At 67.0% G+C, this 20,942-nt stretch carries 21 protein-coding genes and 2 pseudogenes; 11 read left to right on the top strand and 12 right to left on the bottom strand.

Annotated features, from left to right (window positions below; genetic code table 11):
* Window positions 1–353 (top strand): integrase core domain-containing protein (locus AMK21_RS33365; protein ID WP_143194925.1); only part of this gene is annotated, 353 nt, incomplete at its 5' end.
* Between the two features lie 250 nt (window positions 354–603).
* Here AMK21_RS33365 and AMK21_RS33360 read toward each other — a convergent pair.
* The 3 genes from AMK21_RS33360 to AMK21_RS33350 are packed head-to-tail and all read right to left on the bottom strand — an operon-like array spanning window position 604 to window position 2,722.
* Window positions 604–2,094 carry a ThiF family adenylyltransferase gene (locus AMK21_RS33360; RefSeq protein WP_073882887.1) on the bottom strand — a complete coding sequence of 497 codons (1,491 nt, stop codon included), beginning with the start codon at window positions 2,092–2,094 and terminating at the stop codon, window positions 604–606.
* Window positions 2,091–2,462 carry a hypothetical protein gene (locus AMK21_RS33355; RefSeq protein ID WP_143194924.1) on the bottom strand — a complete coding sequence of 124 codons (372 nt, stop codon included), beginning with the start codon at window positions 2,460–2,462 and terminating at the stop codon, window positions 2,091–2,093. Before AMK21_RS33355 ends, AMK21_RS33360 begins: the two co-directional genes overlap by 4 nt.
* Window positions 2,459–2,722 carry a hypothetical protein gene (locus AMK21_RS33350; protein WP_143194923.1) on the bottom strand — a complete coding sequence of 88 codons (264 nt, stop codon included), beginning with the start codon at window positions 2,720–2,722 and terminating at the stop codon, window positions 2,459–2,461. The genes AMK21_RS33355 and AMK21_RS33350 overlap by 4 nt, the downstream gene beginning before the upstream one ends.
* A gap of 324 nt (window positions 2,723–3,046) precedes the next feature.
* On the opposite strand from AMK21_RS33350, the gene AMK21_RS33345 reads away from it, so the two are divergent.
* From AMK21_RS33345 to AMK21_RS33335, 3 genes are read left to right on the top strand one after another with little or no spacing between them, the layout of a single operon-like run.
* Complete coding sequence (locus AMK21_RS33345; protein WP_079181329.1) at window positions 3,047–3,424, top strand: hypothetical protein; 378 nt, start codon at window positions 3,047–3,049, stop codon at window positions 3,422–3,424.
* Between the two features lie 46 nt (window positions 3,425–3,470).
* Complete coding sequence (locus AMK21_RS33340; RefSeq protein ID WP_073882883.1) at window positions 3,471–4,616, top strand: ImmA/IrrE family metallo-endopeptidase; 1,146 nt, start codon at window positions 3,471–3,473, stop codon at window positions 4,614–4,616.
* On the top strand, window positions 4,613–6,946 hold the full coding sequence (locus tag AMK21_RS33335) for a hypothetical protein (RefSeq protein ID WP_073882882.1): 2,334 nt from the start codon (window positions 4,613–4,615) through the stop codon (window positions 6,944–6,946). Before AMK21_RS33340 ends, AMK21_RS33335 begins: the two co-directional genes overlap by 4 nt.
* A 110-nt stretch (window positions 6,947–7,056) precedes the next feature.
* On the opposite strand, the gene AMK21_RS37280 is transcribed toward AMK21_RS33335, so the two are convergent.
* On the bottom strand, window positions 7,057–7,260 hold the full coding sequence (locus tag AMK21_RS37280; RefSeq protein ID WP_073882881.1) for a hypothetical protein: 204 nt from the start codon (window positions 7,258–7,260) through the stop codon (window positions 7,057–7,059).
* On the opposite strand from AMK21_RS37280, the gene AMK21_RS37275 reads away from it, so the two are divergent.
* The 4 genes and pseudogenes from AMK21_RS37275 (at window position 7,259) to AMK21_RS35230 (ending at window position 8,737) form a co-directional block, all read left to right on the top strand.
* Entirely contained in the window at window positions 7,259–7,789 is a 531-nt protein-coding gene (locus AMK21_RS37275) for a hypothetical protein (RefSeq protein WP_420712540.1), read from the top strand. The two genes, AMK21_RS37280 and AMK21_RS37275, sit on opposite strands and share 2 nt — an antisense overlap.
* Before the next feature lie 42 nt (window positions 7,790–7,831).
* Window positions 7,832–8,137, top strand: coding sequence for a hypothetical protein (locus AMK21_RS37270; RefSeq protein ID WP_420712538.1), 306 nt, complete (start codon window positions 7,832–7,834; stop codon window positions 8,135–8,137).
* Window positions 8,098–8,442 (top strand): annotated as a pseudogene (locus AMK21_RS35235) (IS30 family transposase); the annotation flags it as partial. The gene AMK21_RS37270 and the pseudogene AMK21_RS35235, both read left to right, overlap by 40 nt.
* Complete coding sequence (locus tag AMK21_RS35230; protein WP_158070747.1) at window positions 8,423–8,737, top strand: integrase core domain-containing protein; 315 nt, start codon at window positions 8,423–8,425, stop codon at window positions 8,735–8,737. The pseudogene AMK21_RS35235 and the gene AMK21_RS35230, both read left to right, overlap by 20 nt.
* Before the next feature lie 601 nt (window positions 8,738–9,338).
* Here the strand turns inward: AMK21_RS35230 and AMK21_RS33310 are convergent.
* The 7 genes from AMK21_RS33310 to AMK21_RS33275 form a co-directional block, all read right to left on the bottom strand.
* The gene (locus tag AMK21_RS33310; protein ID WP_143194921.1) at window positions 9,339–9,740 is read right to left on the bottom strand and encodes a hypothetical protein; all 402 of its coding nucleotides are present in this window, start codon (window positions 9,738–9,740) and stop codon (window positions 9,339–9,341) included.
* A 58-nt stretch (window positions 9,741–9,798) separates the two neighbouring features.
* Window positions 9,799–10,257, bottom strand: coding sequence for a hypothetical protein (locus tag AMK21_RS33305; RefSeq protein ID WP_143194920.1), 459 nt, complete (start codon window positions 10,255–10,257; stop codon window positions 9,799–9,801).
* Window positions 10,258–10,339: 82 nt separating this feature from the next.
* Complete coding sequence (locus tag AMK21_RS33300; protein WP_143194919.1) at window positions 10,340–12,613, bottom strand: hydroxyisourate hydrolase; 2,274 nt, start codon at window positions 12,611–12,613, stop codon at window positions 10,340–10,342.
* Between the two features lie 1,315 nt (window positions 12,614–13,928).
* Window positions 13,929–15,800 carry a MobF family relaxase gene (gene mobF / locus AMK21_RS33290; RefSeq protein WP_073882877.1) on the bottom strand — a complete coding sequence of 624 codons (1,872 nt, stop codon included), beginning with the start codon at window positions 15,798–15,800 and terminating at the stop codon, window positions 13,929–13,931.
* Between the two features lie 530 nt (window positions 15,801–16,330).
* A complete protein-coding gene (locus AMK21_RS33285; protein WP_073882876.1) occupies window positions 16,331–16,936 on the bottom strand; it encodes a hypothetical protein in 606 nt (201 codons plus the stop codon).
* Window positions 16,933–18,180, bottom strand: a complete 1,248-nt coding sequence (locus AMK21_RS33280) for a DUF7224 domain-containing protein (protein ID WP_073882875.1) — start codon at window positions 18,178–18,180, stop codon at window positions 16,933–16,935. Before AMK21_RS33280 ends, AMK21_RS33285 begins: the two co-directional genes overlap by 4 nt.
* 3 nt (window positions 18,181–18,183) lie before the next feature.
* Complete coding sequence (locus AMK21_RS33275; protein WP_073882874.1) at window positions 18,184–18,927, bottom strand: ATP-binding cassette domain-containing protein; 744 nt, start codon at window positions 18,925–18,927, stop codon at window positions 18,184–18,186.
* 224 nt (window positions 18,928–19,151) lie between these two features.
* Between AMK21_RS33275 and AMK21_RS33270 the strand changes: the two genes are divergently transcribed.
* From AMK21_RS33270 to AMK21_RS33260, 3 genes and pseudogenes are all read left to right on the top strand, one after another.
* Window positions 19,152–19,463 carry a transposase gene (locus AMK21_RS33270; RefSeq protein ID WP_032759624.1) on the top strand — a complete coding sequence of 104 codons (312 nt, stop codon included), beginning with the start codon at window positions 19,152–19,154 and terminating at the stop codon, window positions 19,461–19,463.
* Window positions 19,460–20,200 (top strand): IS3 family transposase, encoded by a 741-nt coding sequence (locus AMK21_RS34740; protein ID WP_158070746.1) that lies wholly within the window; start codon window positions 19,460–19,462, stop codon window positions 20,198–20,200. Before AMK21_RS33270 ends, AMK21_RS34740 begins: the two co-directional genes overlap by 4 nt.
* A pseudogene (locus tag AMK21_RS33260) lies at window positions 20,097–20,699 on the top strand (transposase); the annotation flags it as partial. The gene AMK21_RS34740 and the pseudogene AMK21_RS33260, both read left to right, overlap by 104 nt.
* Before the next feature lie 32 nt (window positions 20,700–20,731).
* Here AMK21_RS33260 and AMK21_RS33255 read toward each other — a convergent pair.
* The coding region (locus tag AMK21_RS33255) for an IS3 family transposase (RefSeq protein WP_143194917.1) at window positions 20,732–20,942 on the bottom strand (211 nt) is incomplete at its 5' end.

Below are 20,942 nucleotides of genomic sequence, written 5' to 3'. Positions count from 1 at the left end.
GGCGTTCAACGACCAGCTACAATTGCTTCAACAAGCTGGTGTTGCAACGACCGGTTGAATGCGGTGAATACACGTCGACCCAGTTCCGGGAACGAATAGGGAAGTTCGGGCTGCGGCAGAGCTGCGGACGCACCGGATCGTGTTTCGACAACGCCGCCGCGGAGAGCTTCTGGGCCCTGCTCAAAGAAGAGATCGGCACCCGCACCTGGTCCGACCGGGCCACCGCCCGCGCGGAGGTCTTCACCTTCATCGAGACCTTCTACAACCGCCGCCGCCTGCGCAAGCACAAGACCTTCGGCTATCTCACCCCGGCCGAGACCAGGCAGCGGCATCGGCACGCCCTCGCAGCATAACGATCACGTGTCCGAGATCACGGGGAAACTTCAGGACACCTGCCGCCACAAAGTTGGGCATAATAGAACACACATGTCCAATCACACAGTGCCCATCGCGCTGGCTGGTCTCTGACCAGCTCTGAAGGCTAAGAGGGCACTTGAAGTCCCGGCGGGACGTAATCAGGTGCGCACAGGCGCCCAGTTCCGCCAGCCGGACGAGCCGCGCGAACACCCCTGGCCGCCTCGCATCCCATGTCCCACCGTGTCATCAGAGGCGGAGCAGGAAATCATCGACGGCGCGCCGAGCGCGAAGCTGCCAGCGGCGTATGGCAAGACCACGAGCTGCGCGAGCTTGCTCGGCGGCCATGTGCCGTCCCGTAACGGTGACCGGAGCGTCGTCGCCGAGCCCTCGCAGCATGCCATCATAGGGGCAGCCCTTCTCGCAGCCGTCCTCGCGGCGATCGAGGGTGCCGGTGGTCAGGTGGTACAGGTGGGCGCCGGTGTCGGCGATACCGCCCGGCGCGGTCGTCATGGTGATGAACTGGTTCAGCTGCGCGGCCGCGGCACTGGTGGAGAAGATGAAGACGTTCTCCTTGCGGCGCAGCGGATGGTCGGCGGGCAGGCCGGTGATGTAGGCGGGGTCGTCGAGGGAGCCGTCGCGTTCGGCTTGGACGTGGGCAGGGTCGTACTGGCCCAGGCATTCCATGCAGGCGCGGCCGGGGGCGGCAATGTGGGCGCGCCATTCGGCGCCACGCAGGCGTCCGCCACGGGCGTCGACCGCGATGCCGCCGTCGACGACGGGGATGAGATGGGCGTAGGCGAGGAGGTTGAGGACGGCGCGGGGCCAGGGCCGATCGACGCAGGAAAAGATCACATCGCAGTCGACCGCGGCGGCGAACCCGGCAGGTTCAACCACGCTCAGCTCGTACGGGGTCGCCCGGAAGTTCGTGGCGGTGGCCGCGCGGCGGGCGGTTCGGGCAGCGAGGTGGGCCTTGGCCCGGTGCAGGTGCACATCACGGATGGTGGCGTGCAGGAGCCGGTCGAGGTTGACCTCTTCAACGGTGTCGAAGTCGAACAGACTCAGGCGCTCGATACCGGTGCGGGCAAGGGCTTCGGCGACGAGCATGCCGACTGAGCCGCATCCGACGACACCAACGTGCAAACGGGCCAGGTCCTCCTGGGTTGCCTGCCCCCAGGCGGAGACGGTGCGCAGCTGCCGGTTCGTCGCCGCCGGCGCAGAGAGGAGACGGTCGTTGAAAGTGACCGTCAGGCGGCCGCCGACCACACGGACGCTCTCTGCCTCGGTAGGGGCGTAGCGGCGGGGAGCCTGCTGTTGCCAGATGCGAGCACCGAATCCGGCGTCCGTGGCCGCGAAGGTCAGACCGACCAGCGGGTGGCCGGTGATCACCTGGGTCTGCGCAGCGAAGGACGCCTCGGCCGCGTAGTCGATGCCGTTCAGGCGCTGCCAGCCCCGGCCCTTTGGGTGGGCGTGGATGAAACCGAGTCCGCAGCCCTGCTCGGCTGCGAGGGCGGCGGCGCGCAGGAAGTAAGCGCTGGTGAAGTCCACCGTGCCGTGCACGATCCGCTCCCCCTTGCGCGACAGCACCACCTCGACGAGCAGCGCAGTGGTGCGGCTGGCGCTGGTACTCGGCCGCCACAGCACGAAGCAGCAGTCCTCCTGCCCGTCGACACGGCGCAGGTGGCTGGTGAGGTGCTGGGCGACCTCGTTGGTCATCGCGACCGAGAAGCGGCTGATCATGCGGAGGGCCCGTTCTGCAACTGCGCGAAAAGGGTGCGCAGGTGCCGTAGGTAGCCGCGGACGGTGCGGTCCTGCGCCCAGTCGGCGGGCGGCCGGCTCCAGTGCTCCCACTCCGGGCCCAGCGGGGAATTGTGCACCGCACCGTGGGGGTGTCCCAGGCGGGGAGTGATGTGCGGGCCGTGCGGGGCCGACAGCGGCCAGTCGGGCACCAGATCCAGACCGATGCGTACTGTCGTCCCGGCCTGCGAGCCGACCTCGACGAGGTAGTCGAAGACGGCGAAGTTGCCGGTCTGCTCCACCGTGTAGCCGGCGCGGCGCAGGCCCGCGAGCATTCCCGCGGGCCCCGCCTCCGGCATTACCGCGGTCATGCGGTCGGGGTCGGTCCGGTGGAGACCGACACGAACGTCTCCCGCTCGTGCACGTTGATCTCCTCCTCCCCGCGGCCGGCGAACGAGTGCTGGTGCCGCCCGGTGATCCGGACCAGGTAATGCGTGCCCGCGTCGATACCGGCCAGGACCAGGACCGCGTTCGGCGTCGTGCGCTTCGACACCTCCGCCGGCTCACCGTCCACCGTGACCGTCACCGTCTTGCCGCCGGTCTTCTCGTGCTGGGTGTCTGCCGTCGTCATGACGACCACCTCCCCTTTCTGCGGCCTGCCGCGGCAGGCCGGGATATGCAAAGGCGGGCTCGAAGCCCGCCTACTTGCTCTTCTTCGAGCCGCGCGACACGCGCTCGTTCACCGTCGTCGACGGGCTCCGACGCACCGTCGACTGCTTCACGAACCGCCCCGTGACCGCACTCCGACCACGCTTCCCACCAGACCCACTCGCCTTACTGGACCTGCCCGGCATGACGCACCTCCTACCGATCTGACCTGCAAGAACACTTCATCATGAGGGATGTTTCATACACCCATTGGGTGTATGAAACATCCCTTGATCGAGAGAGTAGCATGGAAGCGACAGGTATACGCAAGAGGTCTCTGGGGCTGCCGGTGGACATCGCCTTCAACGACGCGGAGCTCGCCCGCGTCTGCAACAGCGACGCGGCACGCCGGGCGCGCTACGGGCCGGAGGCCGCCGTCACGCTCCACAGACGCCTCGGCCAGATGGCCGCCGCCGACCACCTGGCCGACCTGCATCACCTCGCAGCCGCCCGGCTACGGCCCGACCCAACCGACAGCGGCGTCAGCCGGATCGTCTCGCTCGGAAACCACGGCCACCTCGTCGTACGCCCCCGCGACGACCCGCCCGCCACTCACCACGACGGCGCCCTCGACGAACACTCCGTACGCGCCCTGATAGTCACCGCGATCGCCATCACGCGATGACCGCCCCCGCCACCCTCGCCTCCCCGACCTCAGAGAGGCACCACCCGTGACCCCGCCTCCCGCCCCGCCCTTCGCCTACGCGCCCGACTCGGCCCAGCCACCCGGCGAGACCCTCAAAGAACAACTGGAAGCGCTCGGCATCCCGCAGGCCGATCTCGCCCGGCGTACCGGCCTGTCCACCAAGCACATCAACCAGATCGTCCAGGGCTCCGCGGTCCTCACCCCCGAGACCGCGCTCCTCCTCGACCGCGCCACCGGCATCCCGGCCTCCATGTGGAACCAACTGGAAGCCGCCTGGCGCACACACGTCACCCGCCAGCAAGAGCTCCAGCAGCTCAGCAAGCGCATCGACTGGCTCGACAACTTCTCACTGACCGAGCTCGTCAAGCGCAACATCCTGCCGAACAAGAACAGAAGCGCGGACAACCTCCAGCGTCTGCTGGCGTTCTTCGGTGTCGCCGACCCTGGCATCGCCGAAGACCTCTGGCGCAGCTACCGCACCGCTTTCCGCCGCTCCACCGTCTTGAAGACCGACGACTACGCCACCGCGGTATGGCTCCGCCAGGCAGAAATCAAGGCCCGCGCCCTGCCCTGCCAGCCGTTCGACCGCGCCGCCCTCACCGCCCTCCTGACCAGCCTGCGCGCCCTTACCCTCGAAGACCCGGCAACCTGGCCCGGCCGGATCACCCAGTTGTGCGCCCAGGCCGGCGTAGCCGTCGTCTTCCTCCCTGCCCCTCCACTGACCAGCGTCTCCGGCGTCACCCGCTGGCTCACCCCCGACAAAGCAGGAATCGCCCTCAGCGACAGGTTCAAAAAAGACGACCACTTCTGGTTCACCGTCTTCCACGAGATCGGACACACCCTCCTGCACGGCAAGAGACTGACCTTCCTCGACAACACCGACCGCGCCGACGAACGCACCCCCGAAGGCGACCGCAGCGAAGAAGAAGCCGACGCCTTCGCAGCCCAGACCCTCATCCCGCCCGAGCACAACGCCGCCTACCGGCGCCTCGCCCGCAGGCCCATGCCCTTCGACAACATCAAGGCCTTCGCCCGCCAGGCCGGCATCGCCCCCGGCATCGTCGTCGGCCGCCTCCAGCACGACGGCGCCCTGCCCTGGACCCACGGCAACAACCTCAAACGCCCCGTCCGCTTCCCCCACAACGGCCCCGCCGAGGACCAGCCACAGTGACCGACCACCCCCGCAAAGGCACCGTCGCAGCACCGGGCTCCCCCGGCTTCGCCCTGCACACCCTGGGCTGGCGCGCATTCCAGGACCTGTGCGCAGCCGTACTCCGCGAAGTGTGGGCACAGTCCGTACACACCTTCGCCGACTCCAACGACGGCGGACGCGACGGCGCCTTCTACGGCACCTGGCAACAACCACCGGAACCGATCGGCGTCCAGGACGTCCTCGACGGCCCATTCGTCCTGCAGTGCAAACACACCAAGAAAGCCGACACCACCCTCGTGCCCTCAGATCTCGACGACGAGTTCGCCAAGGTCCAGGCTCTGGTGGAACGGGGCCTGTGCGGTAGCTACGTGCTGCTCACCAACGCGCGGGTCAGCGGAACCTCGGAAGCCACCATCCGACGACGGCTGCTCGATGCCGGTGTCAGGTACCCTCTGGTCCTCGACGGCCAGTGGATCTGCGACACCATCGCCACCCACCAGCGCCTACGGACCTTCGTCCCCCGCGTCTACGGACTCGGAGATCTCTCCCAGATCCTCGACGAACGCGCCTACACCCAAGCCCAGGCCCTGCTCGGCTACCTGCGAGACGAACTGGCCACCTTCGTGGTCACCGACGCCTACCGGCGTGCCGTCCAAGCTGTGCAAGACCACGGCTTCGTCCTGCTCCTCGGTGAGCCCGCCGTTGGCAAATCTGTCATCGCCGCGACCTTGGCCATGACCGCCCTCGACGCCTGGGGCTGCCTGACCGTTAACGCCCACGATGCAGATGGACTGGTGCGGCACTGGAATCCGCACGAGCCGAACCAGTTCTTCTGGATCGATGACGCCTTCGGCGCCGTGCGCCATGAACAGCAGCTCACCGACAGCTGGTCCCGCCACATGAGACACGTCATGACCGCCGTCCACAGTGGGGCCAAAGTCGTCCTCACCTCGCGCGACTACATCTACCGCGACGCACGCCCCTATTTGAAGGAGTACGCCTACCCCCTGTTGCACGAACAGCAGGTCGTCGTCGACGTCGCTCAACTGCCCCTGCATGAACGCCGTCAAATCCTTTACAACCACATCAAACTCGGCGACCAGCCACAAGAGGTCCGCGCGAGAATGAAGCCACATCTCGACCCCGCAGCCGCAACTGAGCCGTTCCACCCCGAAGTGGCCCGGCGCCTCGGACAACAAGCCTTCACACACCACCTCGAACCGACCGAACGCGGCATCACCGACTTCATGGCCCGCCCCACGGCCTTCCTCCGCGACCTCTACGCCGAACTAGGACACGACGAAAAAGCCGCCCTCGCCCTGACCTACCAAGCAGGCGAGCAACTCCCCGCGCCGCTGAATCTGGACGCGTCACAAAACGATGTCATCAACCGGATCGGAAGCACCCCTGCAGGTGTCAGCCGCGCCCTGCTGGCCCTAACCGGAACCTTCCTGCGCCTCGCTTCACCACCCGGCAGCGACGCAACAACCGGGTGGTCATTCCGCCACCCCACCCTGCAGGAAAGCTTCGCCGAATTCATGGCAGTCGATCCCAACTTGCTGGGCATCTTCATCAATGGCTTGAACTGGCGAACGCTTCTCACCCGCATCGATTGCGGCACGGAACAACAACGCGGCACGCTCCTTCGAGTTCCGCCGACTCTTTATCCCGCCGTCGTCAAACGCCTTTACGAAGCCGAACCCCAAGCCAGAGGTCAGCGCGCTTACCCTGCGGAATGGTACAACTTCTTCGCCACGCGATGCTCCGACGCGTTCTTGAGGCTCTACACCGAGGCCGATCCCCAATTCTTGCCCCAACTCACGAGACTCATCTCTTTCCTGGACGCCATCCACGAGCCGAAGGTCCTCGCACGCCTACACCAAGCCGAACTGCTCAGCCCAGAACAGCACAGCCGGATCCGAGAGAAAGTCGCCACACTCGCCGTCGAGACCCCCGACGCCGCATGGCTGCGGGATCCAGAATGGCAGATCCTCTTCTCCGAAAGCGACCAGCAGTACCTCCTTCAGCGCGTGCGCGAAGACCTGATTCCAGACCTCGACTGGGTCTTGGACGTCTGGAGAGACAACTATCCGTCCAACGAAGAACCGTCTCAGTACTACAGCACCCTGCAAGAACAGCTACGCACGTACCGCGAGGCATTCGAGCAGGACACCGAAGTTGCAGACGCCCTCGACCAGGCAATCGCCGAAATCGAAGAAACAATTGACTCCTCGTACAACGACTACGAGCCTGGTCCGGACGAACATCCGGACATCAGAGGCCGCATAAACGTTTCAGGCCAAGAGCACTCACGCAGCCGGAGCATCTTCGACGACATCGACAGCTGAATGCCTCCACGTCGCAACAACAGTGCGAACGCTACAAACACATGCAACCACCTCAAAGAGCAGGTCAGCAGCGACACGCACACCGCCTCGATCGGTAAAACGGACGAAGCTCACCGGACGAGCGGTTCGTTGGGGAAGGCGTGGGCGGCGGTCCATGACCAGGATGTGATTCCGGCGATGCGCCGGCTGTACATGACGGCGACGCCGAGGATCTGGAAGGAGCGGCCGCAGCGCTGGTTGGAGCGGCCTGTGTCGGAGACGGGCGTGCCGGTGGAGGGGCGGGACCGGCTGCCGCGGGAGATGGCCTGTTCCATGGACGATCCGAAGATCTACGGGCCCGTTGTGTACGAGCTGTCGTTGGCGTCGGCGATCTCTCGCGGTCTGCTGGCGCGGTATCAGATCGTGGTGGTGGAGCTGACCGACCCGGTGGTCACCCCCGCCCGTCTGGCCGGCGAGGAGAAGCGGGAGGAGCGGCTGCGTGGTGAGCGGATGGGCGCGTTGCAGGCCGCGCTGCTGGAGACGATGGCGGCGCACCGGTTGCAGACGACCATCACCTTCCATCACCGGACGATCGAGGCCAGTGCGTTCGCGAAGGGGCTGGGGCGGGTGGCTGGTCGGTTGCACAGCGCTGATCCGGAGCGGTACCCGAAGCGGGTTTGGGCCGACTGGCTGTGCGGTGAGCACGAGCCGGACCACCGGCGTGCGGTGGTCTCGGATTTCGGGCGCCGGGCCGGGCGTGCGGTGTTGGCGAACTGCCGGGTTTTGGGTGAGGGTGTCGATATCCGGGCGGTTGATTCCGTGGCGCTGCTGGACCCGAAAGGGTCGGCGGTGGACATCGTGTAGGCCATCGGGCGGGCGCTGCGGCAGAAGCCGAATCAGGGGAAGTTGGCGACGCTGATCGTGCCGGTGTTCTTGGCTCCGGGTGAGCAGCCGGAGGACATGTTCACCTCCGCGTCGTACCGGCCGCTGGTTAAAGTCCTGGAAGGCTTGCGGGCGCATGACGAACGGGCCGTGGAAATGCTCGCCATTCCGCAGGAGAACCAGAAACGGGTGGTCGATCCGTCGGAGAACATCGGTGAGGAGCCCGGGGAGGGTGAGGAGGAGACGCGGCTGCTGCTGCGCTTCGCCGCCCCGAGGGACCCGGTGATGGCACGATGTCGACGCTGCCCGAGCAGCTGGCGCGGTCGCTGACCTGGGACCGCGGCAAGGAGATGTCGGCCCATGCGCAATTCAGAGTCGAGACGGGAATCCCCGTGTTCTTCGCCGATCCGCATAGTCCGTGGCAGCGCGGCACGAACGAGAACACCAACGGGCTCTTGCGCCAGTACTTCCCGAAAGGCACCGATCTCTCGAGATGGTCCGCCGAGGAAGTCGAGGCCGTCGCTCACACTCTCAACAACAGACCCCGCAAGACGCTCGGTTGGAAGACACCCGCCGAGGCGTTCAACGACCAGCTACAATTGCTTCAACAAGCTGGTGTTGCAACGACCGGTTGAATCCGGTGAATACACGTCGACCCAGTTCCGGGAACGAATAGGGAAGTTCGGGCTGCGGCAGAGCTGCGGACGCACCGGATCGTGTTTCGACAACGCCGCCGCGGAGAGCTTCTGGGCCCTGCTCAAAGAAGAGATCGGCACCCGCACCTGGTCCGACCGGGCCACCGCCCGCGCGGAGGTCTTCACCTTCATCGAGACCTTCTACAACCGCCGCCGCCTGCGCAAGCACAAGACCTTCGGCTATCTCACCCCGGCCGAGACCAGGCAGCGGCATCGGCACGCCCTCGCAGCATAACGATCACGTGTCCGAGATCACGGGGAAACTTCAGCTGTGCCTAGTGTGAATGCCTAGTCACAGCCCCATCTTGGTGGCGAGGGGCTCACGGGCGGCCGAGGACTCGGGGCGCCCAGCCGGCCTGGGAAGCTTCCACCCGATAGAACGCGCCTCGATACGGCGGTACGGCAGTGTCCGCGCCGCGCACCTCTTACGGACGGTAACGCGCGTTGTGCCGGGAGGGAGAGATCTCCCCTCCCGGCACCGTGCACCGGGAGCCCGGCGCCGGTCGTCGCCGGAGAGGTAGCGGACGAGGTCAAGGGGAAACATCGAAGATCCCGCGGAAACCCGTAGCTGGACAAGGGTTGCTTTCCACCCGATGGGCTGGGTGGATCCGCGGCACACCTGGTCAAGGGGGGGTGCATCGAGTGCACCGCTTCCGATGTACCGTCACCCTCCGTACGCTCACCGAGTGTAATGGAGGGGTATGGCACTCACTCCTCCTCCGTGTGGTGCGGTGATCCGCACCACACGGTAGCCAACGCCTGGATGAGCCTGGGCACGCGGGCGGCGAAGGGCCCGCACGCAGGAGCGTGTAGGTGCGGGCCCTCAGAGGCTGGAATCAGCAGGTAATCGCAGTCGAAGACACGACCCTGGTCCCAAGCGCGCCTCCATACTGGTAATCGGTGTCGATCGGCCTGTCGGTCGCGCAGATGGTCCACTCGTTGGAGTAGCTACCCATCTGAAGACGCAGTCGGGTATTACCGTTGGCCGGTGTGGAGTCCCGCAGGTGACCGAACACCCGGCTACGACCGTCGTCCCACGGGCATATGTACAGCTTGCCGGTGAGCCCATTGAACTGCTTCTGGGAGCAGGTCGGCGTCAGTTCGTCCGCGGCGGCGGTCGATGTCGCCGCGGTCGGCGAGGCCACGATCGGCGAGGCTGCGGTCGGGCTGGAGAAGGTCAGTGTGGCGGCGGAGAGGCAGGCTCCGATCGCCAGCACGGTGGTGCTGAAACGTCTCATGAGAATCATGCTCTTTCTCTGGGAGGAAAGACGAGGCGGACGAGTCCGGGACACGCGCCTACTTGGCGACTTTCAGTTCGACTTCGCAGTCCATCGTCTGGCTGTACGCCTGACCGGCCTGGCGGTAGTCGAAGCGGCACCAGCGGGCCGATTCCTTCGGCGGGGCGGTGATCTTCAGCTTGGCGAGGTAGAAGATCTCGCTCTCCTTGCCGGCCTCGACCTTGACCGGCTTCAGCGCGTAGTTCTTGAGCTTGCCGAAGTCGGGTGTGTGCGGGCCCCCGTCGTCCGCCAGCAGGGGGAGGCCACCGGCGTCCTCCAAGTGGTAGGCGCCGTATTCCAGCACCTCGATCCCGGAGGGGACACGCTTGAGGGCCACGTCCGTGATCTCGATGGGCTGCGAGGAGGTGTTGTACGGCACCGGCAGGGCGAAGTACCAGATCTCGCCTACCCGCGTGTTCTCGTTACCCACGACCCCGCTGGACTGGGTTCCTTCACTCGCCAGTGCCTTGCCCGGCATGCTCCCACCCTCGTCGCCTTCGGGCGAGCAGGCGACCAGAGGCAGGACTAGGGCGGTCAGGAGAGCGACGGGCGCGAGGGCTCTAGAACGAGTAGAAAACACCGGGCTTACCCGAGACCTTGTCATTCTTTCCCCAGATGTCATGGCGCGCGTTGGACTTGTTGCCGGCGGTGATCCGCTGCTTGTGGTCACTGTCGTACTGTGTTGACGATCCCAACTTCACACCGAACGCGCTCACGGCCCCGGCCCACTTGACGCTGCGGTTCTTGCCGAGTTGGAAGTTCGATCCCCGAGCGACCCAGGCCCGGTGGCTCTGCGGCGACTTGTAGTAGCCGCCGGAGCCGTCCTTGTTGCGCACGTCCTTGCCGTACTTGCCCACGGCCCCGCCGTCCGGGACCTTGTACTTACCGCCCTGGATCCGGTAGCGGTAGTACGTGTCCTTGCCGTAGTTGCACTTCCACGTTTCCTTGATCTTCTTGTACTCGATCGGGACCTTCCACTGCTTGGCGAAGTGCGGGCCCTTGTTCGTGTAGCCGGTGGATGCCGAAATGGACGAGCCGAGCGTCACCGAGCCCTCGATCGTCCAGTTGGAACCGGTCTTGACCGCGACCTCGACGTTCGTGGCGAGCTTGGAGTCGTACTCCACCGTGGCCTTGGAGTCCCAGGCGGCGTGCCCCTCGACGACCGCCGTGTATCTGATCTGCGTGTCGATGACCTTCGACTTGGTCCTGTCGCACCCCCCGTCCATGGGGCGGATGTCCATGGCCTTGGTGTCGGCCCCTTTGACGATGTAAGGGTCGCCCTGCGGAAGGCTTGACGTGTCGCTCTGGTATTCAGGCAGTGCCTGCTCGCCCAGCGTGTCCCGGGAGCTCAGCTCGTCTTCAGAGGCCCAGCTGTAAGCGGTCTGGACCTCGTTGGGCTGCTCGGACTCCTGGCCCATGGCATCGGTTACAGGGCGCAGCTTGGAGGGGGTGTCGTCCTGCGCCGCGGAGGCGACGAGCGCACGAGCGGTCGCGGGTGCGCTCGCCGGGGCCGCCATGACGAAGTCCGTGCCGCGCATGAGCTGACCGGAATCGGTCCTTCCATCGACATGGGCGACGGCGTTGATGGCACCGCCGTTGGCGGCGGCTGCCTCCTGTACATCGTTGGGGAGCGTGGCGGGGAGGGAGATCTTCCAGGTGCCGTCCGCTGCGGTCACGGCGGTGCCTAGCGTGGTCAGCTCCTTCTCTTCCATGCTCTCGCTGGTGATGTCGATGGCCTCGACCCGGACCGGCAGCCCGGCGGCCGGGCTACCGTCCCCGCGGGTGAACTTGCCGGTGAACTCCGCGGGATTCTGGGGCGCCGGGTCGGGTGACCCGTCCGTCACTGCCTGCGGAGCAGGCTCTTCGGACTGCACGCTTCCGAAGACGGGCTTGGCATCGGCGGAGGGGCTGGCCAGGCACGAGGCGATGTCGGCGTGAACGTCGCCGTAGATGCCGCTGCCCACATCGTCGTTGGCGATTTCCGCCAAGCCGGATCCCGTGTAGCTCTCTGCGACACCCGAGTGGTCGGGGGTGGCGCCCACCGTGTAGAAGGTGCCGGGGCCGGGACTCCAGCCGGTGAAGGTCTTGGTGTCGACGCGCGAGACGACTACGGTGTCGGCACTGAAGGGCGCCGCGCCTGCGGTCTCGTTGTAGGTCCACTGCTTGACTTCGCCGAGGCGGTCGGCGATGCCGCGCCTGAGCGTGTAGATCTTCGATCCCACAGCCCATACGTCGTTCGCGCTGTCCATGGCGATCACGGCGGCGTTCGTGGCGGCGACGGTTTTGACCTTGGTGATGGCTCCGGTCCCGGACGCCGGGCTGGCGATGGAGAAGACATCCAGCGCACCGGTGTAGGTCAGGGCAAAGATCCGGTTCGCGCCGCCCGACACGATGGTCGCGTAGTTGCTCCAGTCGCCGCCGTAGTTGCGCACCGGGGTCAGGAGAGCCCCGCCGGTCGCTGTGTTGTCCTTGTAGGTCTTCAGCGCGCCCTCATCGGTGACCACGTAGATGATGCCTTGGCCGCCGGTGAAGAATTTGCTGTACGTGTCGAGCGGTGTGCTCACACCGGTGTCGTGAAGGGCGCCGGTGGCATTGCCGGTCAGCGGGTCCCAGTCGAGGAACTTGCGGAGCACCCCCTCCTCGCCGCTCACGTCGTGGACATAGGTGGCGATTCCACTTACACAGGCTTGCGCCGTCACGCCTTCGCGCGCCCCATCGACCGCTCGCGCGGGACCGTCAGCGAACGCGGCGGGCACGGTGAGCGTGGTCGCGAGGAGGGCTGACGCGCAGACGGCGCTCAGCACAAAGCGGCGAGGAGAAGATGCCTTGGGCATCTTTCTTCGGTACCAGGAGTTCACTATGATGGGTCCTTAGGTTGAACGGAGCGGGCCCTGGCGCACGTCGATGGCCTGGAAACCAGTGCGCCGGCCCCGCTTCCCCGGAGGCTTTCCGGAGGCAGCGTGACATTAGCCGCTCGATTCTCGGTCCTGCCAGGGCGTTCCTGTGTATGACCGAACTCCCCCGCCGCATCCAAGCGGACAAGTCACGTAAAGCTGACATCCATTCACAGGACAACTCGGAATTGTCTACACCAATGGAATTTCGGGCTGCAACCGGACTGGCTGATACCGGGCACCTCGGAACCTCAAGTTCCCCCTAAGAATTCCGGCACAACGGCCTCAGTCGGGCCTGTCCCCCCGCACGACCCGGTGAGACAGCACAAGCGGCAGGAGGGCCTGCCGTAAGTAGGTCAGCGATATCAACGGCCACGCCGATCTCTACGACCTGCTCGCCCAAGAGCGCGGTGACACCCCGGCCGAAGCCCGCACCGCCGCCCAGCAGACCACGCGGTCGCTGTGCTGCAACAGCGTGCGCATCGCCGCCACCCAGCGGCAGGGGCGGACATTCTGCCGCCACCTTGCCTGAGAAGCGCGGCGTGGGTCGTCGGCTGAAGAGGTGGCGGACCCTGTCAAGGGGAACGGTCAAGGATCACGGGGACTTTCGTGTGCGGGCAGGGGCCGCTTTCCATCCGACGAGCTGAGGGGAATTCGGCAGCATAACTGGTCAAACGGGTACGTCGATTGGACCGCGTCCGATGCGCCGTCACCCCCGTACACACGCCGGGTGGCACGGACGAAAATGGTGTCCGCTCCCGTCCGTCCGATGTGATGGCGTGGTGCGGCGGAAGTGCATCGGCGGGCACAGCGGTGCGCCGCTGAACCACACCGGATGCCGGGACGCCCCGCCGAGCGGGGCTCGGTGGACACCCAGAGTAGGCCAGCCGCTCCGCGCCATCGCGGTCGCCACTCGTCCCCGGCGGCGGCCCCGCCCGGTGCGCCACAGGTGCGGCCGGCCTCCGGGGTACTGCCGGGAGCGGGAGCGGCGCCAGCCGGGCGTCGGCTTCGGTGCCGGGTACAGCGCGGTGCGCAGCCGGGCCGCGTCGGTGAGCTGCTCCAGGCGCTCACGCTGCGCCGGTGACAGGTGCGGCAGCGTCGGGGCAACCATGAGGCCTCCGTGCTTGAAGGGAGCGATCGGTCCCTCGTACCTTCGCCGCTCCCCGGTGATCTCGGCAGTGGGCGACAGGTCGCATCCCGGCGTCTGGCCCGGCGACTTCACCGCCCGTCCCGCCCGGCGGGCCCACGCGGGCTGTCACGGCTGGAAGCCCTGGCCTGGATCCTGGCGGGGCTGCCGCTGCTGCTCGTGCTCGTGCTCCTGGCGGTGCCGGTCGACCGGAGGGCCCGGGTCGGCGGCCGGGGTCCGTCCGATCGCGATGGCGCAGCGGCGGGCGTTCGCCTCGCGGGTGATAGCGGCGAGCCGGTCCAGGTTCTCCGGTGTACGCAGCCACGTCGCCGGGTCGGTCGTCCGGCCTTCCAGGTACACGTCGGGCATCGCGGCCTGCTGGTGGGTCTGGACGGCGCCCGCCCGCTGCGCCGGTGTGAGGGCGGCGTCGCGGCCGGGGTGGTCCACGGCGTGCGCGGCGGTCGATGTCGTCGCGGCCGGTGGGTCGTCCTGCTCAGTGGGCGGAGTGGGAGCGGCACGGATCGCGTTGCGTACGGCGAGGCTGGCGACCCGGGCCCGCTCGTACCGGGACGACTTCCGTGGTGGCTTGCCGTCGGTGCCGGCGATCCACCACGGTTCGGGCTCGGTGAAGTCGGCGGTGTAGAAGACCTGGTCGGCAGCCGGGGTACGGCGGCCGGGCTGGGGCATGGTGGTCTGGCGGCCGTGGTCGGCCAGGGCGCGGTTCGCAATGTAGTCGTCCATGCCGCAGGTGAACGCGCGGCCGCGCAGGATCTCCAGCAGGTGCCGACGGGCTTCGGCCAGGACGTGGCGGCGGGCGAAGTTGCCTCGGACGGTTAAGACGACCGCAGCAACGTCGACAGCGGCGAGCGCCGTATCCACCACCGGGTCCACCCGGGCCCGGAGCGCCGCCCCGACCGCACGGCAGCGGTCCACGAGCCCGTCGACGATCCGCTTGCCGAACTTCAGCACCGCGGACGCTCGCCACCACGCGAGCAGCTGCTCCAGCGGGCGCGGGGTCCTCTTCTCCGGGCGGGTGTCCTGCGCCGCCTGCCACCCCAGACCGTGGCGGGCCTTCTCACCGGGCAACCGCCCGTGCTCCTGGACGTACGTGTAAGTGAGGCCCTCCAGGGCGTCCTCGATCCGCTGACGCCGGGTGGAAGACCAGTCGATGAGCACCTGGTCGACACCGGCTATCTCCACCACCGGCCGCAGGCCCGGCGTCACCTCCCGAGGCACCGTCGCGAGCCCGAGCTCCTCGCACACCTCGGTCGTCATCGCCAGGGTGTAGAGCGTCCCGGCTGCCACCACATGCTTGTAGAGCCGCGTCGTGTCCAGCGCGCCCCACCTCGGCTTACCGTCAGCGCCCCTGCGCTGCACGCGGTTGAGGACCAGGCAGTGCTCATGCAGCAGCGGGAATCCGTCCCGATTGTCGAAGTGCCGGAACGCCGCGACCACGAGGGCCGGTGTCTTCGCGCGGCCGCGGCCCGAGGACCACCGGGTCTCCGCGACGTCGTCCTCGAGCCAGCGCAACGCCTGGGTGGCGGACCGCTCGTGCGCCCGCTCGATGACCCGCCGCGTGTGAGCGTCGCCCAGCGCCCACAGCACCGTGAGGGACGCCTGCGGGCGGAAGGTGAAGTCCAGGGCGAGCAGCGGAGTCTGGTTGCGGGCCACGATCTCCTCGATCGGCTGCCCCAGCACCGTCTGCCGGCGGGCGGTGGCCGGATCGACGCCGTCGTCCAGGAGGCGCTGCTCGATCCGGTCGGCGTCCGGGTGTCGGCCCTGACCGAACAGCAACTCCAGCTGCCGCTCGGACACCTCCGCACCCTCGGTCAGCCCGAGCGCGTCCAGACCGCGCCTCCACCACCTCCCCGGAGGAAGGCCAGCCATCTCCTGGGCGGCCTTCAACGACTGACCGACGGGACGGCGCCCGTCTCCGTACGCGACTCCGCGCACGTAGTACCGCCACGCGTTACGCCTCTGCACCTTCGCGACACTCAGCATCACTCCAGAGCACACCCGCTCTGACCTGCTGAAAAGCGCGACTCCGTGGGGTGGGAGAGTTCACCGGAACTTCACGGCCGATCCCGTCTGCCGGGCGTCCGCAGTCGCATCGTGCCGCCGGGCGAACCTCACCGAGGCCATGTAAATGCTGCGCGGCCACACACGCGCCACATGCCCCAAGTCGCATCAGTAGACGCCTCTATCGCCACCACGCGTACATCTACGAACCCCTCCCCTAACCGACGGCTGAGAAAGCCGCGCTCTGCACCACGTCACCGACTCTCCGCCCCCGGCAGCGCTGGGGGCTTCTTGCTGCCTGGAGGACCGACGTGCCGACCTACGAGACGCTGCCCCCGCTTCACCACCGACCTCCAGCACCCCACCCCGCCCCGGCTTACGGATCAAGGCGTACGTCGTGCCCCCGGCGTCTACGAGATCACCTCGTCCGTGGGGGCACATCGGAGGCATCTGGCGATGCATCGGCAGGCACGACATTCTCGGGTGCCGACGGGAGGCAACAGTGCTCGTGTTCAGGCAGATGCGCGGCGTGCCGCGCCCCGTGGGGTGAAGAAGCTCGCTGCGGCGATCCCGCTGGTGATGAGAAGCAGGGATGCGGTCGCTGCGATGGCGGATGGTGCTTCGTGGAGGGGCCAGGTCCATGGGTAGGGGCGGCCGCCGGGGGCGAGTCCGATGAGTGCACAGAGGACGGGGACCAGGGTGACGGCCAGCGGTCCGTACAGGTGGCCGAGGAGTTGCTGGACGATGAGGCCGGTGCCGAGGTAGCCGACGAAATTCCGTGCTGCGGCGAGGGCCATGGAGGAGTCTGCGACGTAGGTGGCGGCGAGTCCGATGGCCGTGGCGATCAGCGCGGTGGATGCCAGCATGCCCGCCCGGTAGTTGGTTACGGGGCGGACTGCGGTGGTGTCGTAGACGCGGGGAACCCTGTTCAGGGCGTGAAGGGTGAGCGCCGCGGGCACGGCGGGCAGCACGAGGGCTACGGGGATGCCGGCGCTCATCCCGGCGAGTAGTGAGGGGATCGGCACGGCGGAGCCGCCGAGGAGCGGCACCGCGAGCATGGTGGCGGTGAGGACGGTTACCGCGAGGGAGGTGCTGTGCGCGCGGTGCCACCAGTTCACGATGCGGCTGCCTTGGTGTAGGAGGCGGGGTTCAGGTCAGGCAGGACGGTGCAGTCGTGTACGGAGCGCATGTTCCGTTCGTACCAGGCGTTTTGCGCTTGCGGAGGGAGGATTCGGACCTGCTCGGCGAGGGTGATGGCTTCCGCGGGCCAGCGCTGGGCGAGATCGTGTTTGGGGACGCCGCCTGTGAGGGAGAGCCAGGCATATATGGCGACCATGGCCTCGTCGCCAGGGTAGGCGGCGCCCCGGCGGAGGGCGCACGGAGGCGGTTCACTGGGCACAGGGCTGGTCGCGATGTTCGAGGCGACATTGGCCTGGTCGGGATGCGGGTTCCCGAACTCGACTTGCCGGTCAGGGGCTACTCCGACGGCAGCCAGCTTCCTGGTGGCCTCGTCTGCCCATCGGGTGATCTCGTCTCGCTGGGTGTTCTGTTCCGGCCACAGACAGATCTGCGGGTTCTGCCCGGAGCACGTACGGAGCGCTACATCGCGGCTCTGGGTGCCGTTGAAGTCGAGGGGAATGGCCAGGGTAAGCGCCACAGTGGTCACGGCGGTGAACGCGGCGAGAGGCAACAGCGGGCGCCAGGGACGTTTCGGCAGTGCCGAGTTGAGCACGATGGCCGTCACGACGGCCAGGGAGAACACGACGGTGGCCGCCATGCTGCGGACTGAGGGTTCCTGGTCGAGGCCGCAGCATTCGGTGACCCCCTGTCCGTTGAGGTGGCGGAGCCAGGGCAGAGTGCCGATGGCAGCCGGCCAGAATCCCCACAGGTACCCGAAGAGCAGCATGGTGGCCGCGCCGAGAAGTTTTGGCATCCGGGCGCCGACGAACCAGCCCAGGGCGATGTGCGAGAGGATCACGCTGTAGGAAACGGTAAGGATCGCAGGGTTGGGGACGCCGGACGGGACGGTCACGGACCTCATGACCACGGCGAAGGGTGCCACGATCGCGATCAGGCCGAGTACGGCGACCGGGCCCAGGTGCAGAGTCGCGATACTGAGCATCCCTCGGGCCGGGGCGAGTGCAGGGATCGCGCCCTGTTTGAGCCGGGCTGCTTCCCACGCTGCTCCTGCACCGCACGCGGCGCTGATGAAGCCGATGACAATCGTGGTCTGGGAACTGATCGACGGCCAGTAGGCAATCGTGGATTCGGTGTTCTGCGCGCTGAACCACACGAGAACCGGGATGAGAACCAGAGCGGCCCATACGGCTGGGCCGGAGCGCAGGAGCGTTACGGTGCGCATAGTTCAGACCTCCCCACGGACCAGGCCGCGGTAGGCACTTTCCGCACGTCGTTCGTACGGGGTGCCCGCGGGGGCTGCGGAGAAGAACTCAGCTACCGGTCCCCGGAAGACCGGCTGGCCGCGGTCGAACACGATGACGGTGTCGTAAATGTCAGCGAGATCGTCGGTCTGGTGCGTGGAGACGATGAAGTGCACCGAGCCACTCAGTTCCGCGAGCAGGTCACGAAAGACACCCCTCTGGACGGGGTCGAGCCCGGCCGTCGGCTCGTCCAGAAGAACGACCTCAGCCTGATGCACCAGCGTCTGCGCGATACCCAGGCGGCGGAGCTGCCCTCCGGAGAGTTCGTGACTCTTACGCCCACCGAGCTCCGTCAGACGGACCCTTTCCAACGCGTTGGCCGACCTGTCCCAGGCATCGCTTTTCGACAGGCCTTTCAGCCAGCCAACGTAGGCGGCCTGTTCACGGACCGTTAGAGCGGGGATTGCCTTGACGTCCTGCGGCAACCAACCCACGCGCTGCCGGTAGGCGCGACGGTCACGTCGCCGGACACTGTCCGCGCGCCCCAGCGTGACGCTCCCTGACGAAGGGACGAGAGCCGATGCCCCGAGTGAAAGCAGCGTCGACTTCCCGGCTCCGTTCGGGCCGAGCAGAACCGTGCAGCCTTCCGGGAAATCCATAGTGAGATGGTCGAGCACGGGGGTATCGGCCCTGTAGGAGAACGAACAGTCCGTAAAACGCAGTGGCACGCAAACTCCAGGTGAGTGGTTACTACCGAGCCAGACGGTGGAGCGGGGGGACCGGTTGCAACCGGTCCCCCCGCTCCACACCATCAGGTCAGTAACGCACTGCCACCGAGTTGACCGTCAGGTAGGCGGAAACGCTGTCCTGACCGTTCAGGTGAGCTGTACTGAGATTTGTGGAGTCCCTGATGCCAGGGTTACGGTCCTGGCGAAGGAGAACCACCAGCACCATGGCAGCACCACGTAAGTACCCGGATGAACTGCGCGAGCGCGCGATCCGTGAGGTCCGCACCACCGGCCGCCCGATCGCCCACGTCGCGAAGGACCTCGGCATCCACAAGGAGGCCCTGCGCGGCTGGGTCCGCCAGGCCGAGGCCGACCGCGGCGAGCGGGACGACCGGCTCACCACCGCCGAGCTCGACGAGCTGAAGCAACTTCGCAGGGAGAATGCGGAGTTGAGGCGGGCGAACGAGATCCTGAAAGCCGCATCGGTGTTTTTTGCCCAGGAGATCGACCGTCCCCGGACGAGGCCGAGCAGGTGATCGACCACCTGCGCCACAGAGGTCTCGGGGTCGATCCCGTCTGCCGGGTGCTGGAGCTGTCGCCGTCGACGTACTTCGCACGCAAGAAGCGGCCGAAGTCCGACCGACGGCTCCGCGACGAACAGCTCATGCCGCTGATCGAAGAGGTCCACGCCGAGTCGGGCGGCACCTACGGCGCCCGCCGGATCACGCGGGCCCTCGGGCGTAAGGGCGTCGAGGTGGCCCGCTGCACCGTCGAGCGGCTGATGGCCGAGCTCGGCCTGGAAGGCGTCATCCGTGGCCGGCGGCGCCGGACCACGGTTCCGGAGCCGTCGGCACCGCGTCCGCCGGACCTGGTCGACCGCGACTTCACCGCCTCGCGGCCCGACCAGCTGTGGGTCGCGGACATGACCTATGTCCGCACCTGGTCGGGGTGGGCGTATGTGGCGTTCGTCCTGGACGTGTACTCGCGGATGATTGCCGGCTGGCAGGTCGCGAACCACATGCGGACAGAACTCCCGCTGGACGCTCTGGAGATGGCGGGCTGGCGGCGTCGGATCAAGAAGGACTCCGGGCTGATACATCACAGCGACCGCGGGTCGCAAGGTGGATTCAATCGGTCGTCGCAACACCTCATGATCAGCGAGGTGTGGGATGGTTCGTCGTCAGCAGGTAGCCGATCGGGCGATACGGTCAAAGTTGAGGTCTCCGGGGCATCCGAAATTTCAGCGTCATATCGAAGCAGCGTTCTGGGATGAAATCGCCAAAGGTCTCCTCTCGGAGGAAGCGGCCGCGGTTATCGGCGTGGCGCCAGCGGTGGCCACGCGCTGGTTTCGGCAGTGTGGCGGCATGCGACCGTTCGATCCGAAACCGAATTCGGGCAGGTACCTGTCGTTCTCTGAGCGGGAGGAGATCGCGCTCTTCAACGCCCAAGGCATAGGCGTTCGCGAAATCGCTCGGCAAGTCGGCCGCGATCCGGGGACGATTTCCCGCGAGTTGCGGCGCAACGCGGCCACCAGGGGCGGGAAGCTCGATTACCGGGCATCGGTCGCGCAATGGAAATCGGACATGGCCGCTCGCCGGCCGAAGACATCGAAGCTGGTCGCCAATCCGCGGTTGCACGCGTACGTCCAGGAGCGGTTGTCCGGAGAGATCAGCACGCCCGGCGGCAGGGCGATCGCAGGACCTTCGACAGGCGCGTGGACGGGGCGGAACAAGCCGCACCGCAAGGATCGCGCGTGGGTGCAGGCGTGGAGTGAAGTTTCCCCGTGATCTCGGACACGTGATCGTTATGCTGCGAGGGCGTGCCGATGCCGCTGCCTGGTCTCGGCCGGGGTGAGATAACCGAAGGTCTTGTGCTTGCGCAGGCGGCGGCGGTTGTAGAAGGTCTCGATGAAGGTGAAGACCTCCGCGCGGGCGGTGGCCCGGTCGGACCAGGTGCGGGTGCCGATCTCTTCTTTGAGCAGGGCCCAGAAGCCCTCCGCGGCGGCGTTGTCGAAA

This window comes from Streptomyces sp. CB00316, assembly GCF_001905595.1.
Taxonomy (GTDB): Bacteria; Actinomycetota; Actinomycetes; order Streptomycetales; family Streptomycetaceae; genus Streptomyces.
Note: the sequence above shows the minus strand (reverse complement) of the source record. Positions and strands in the feature narration are given on the sequence as shown.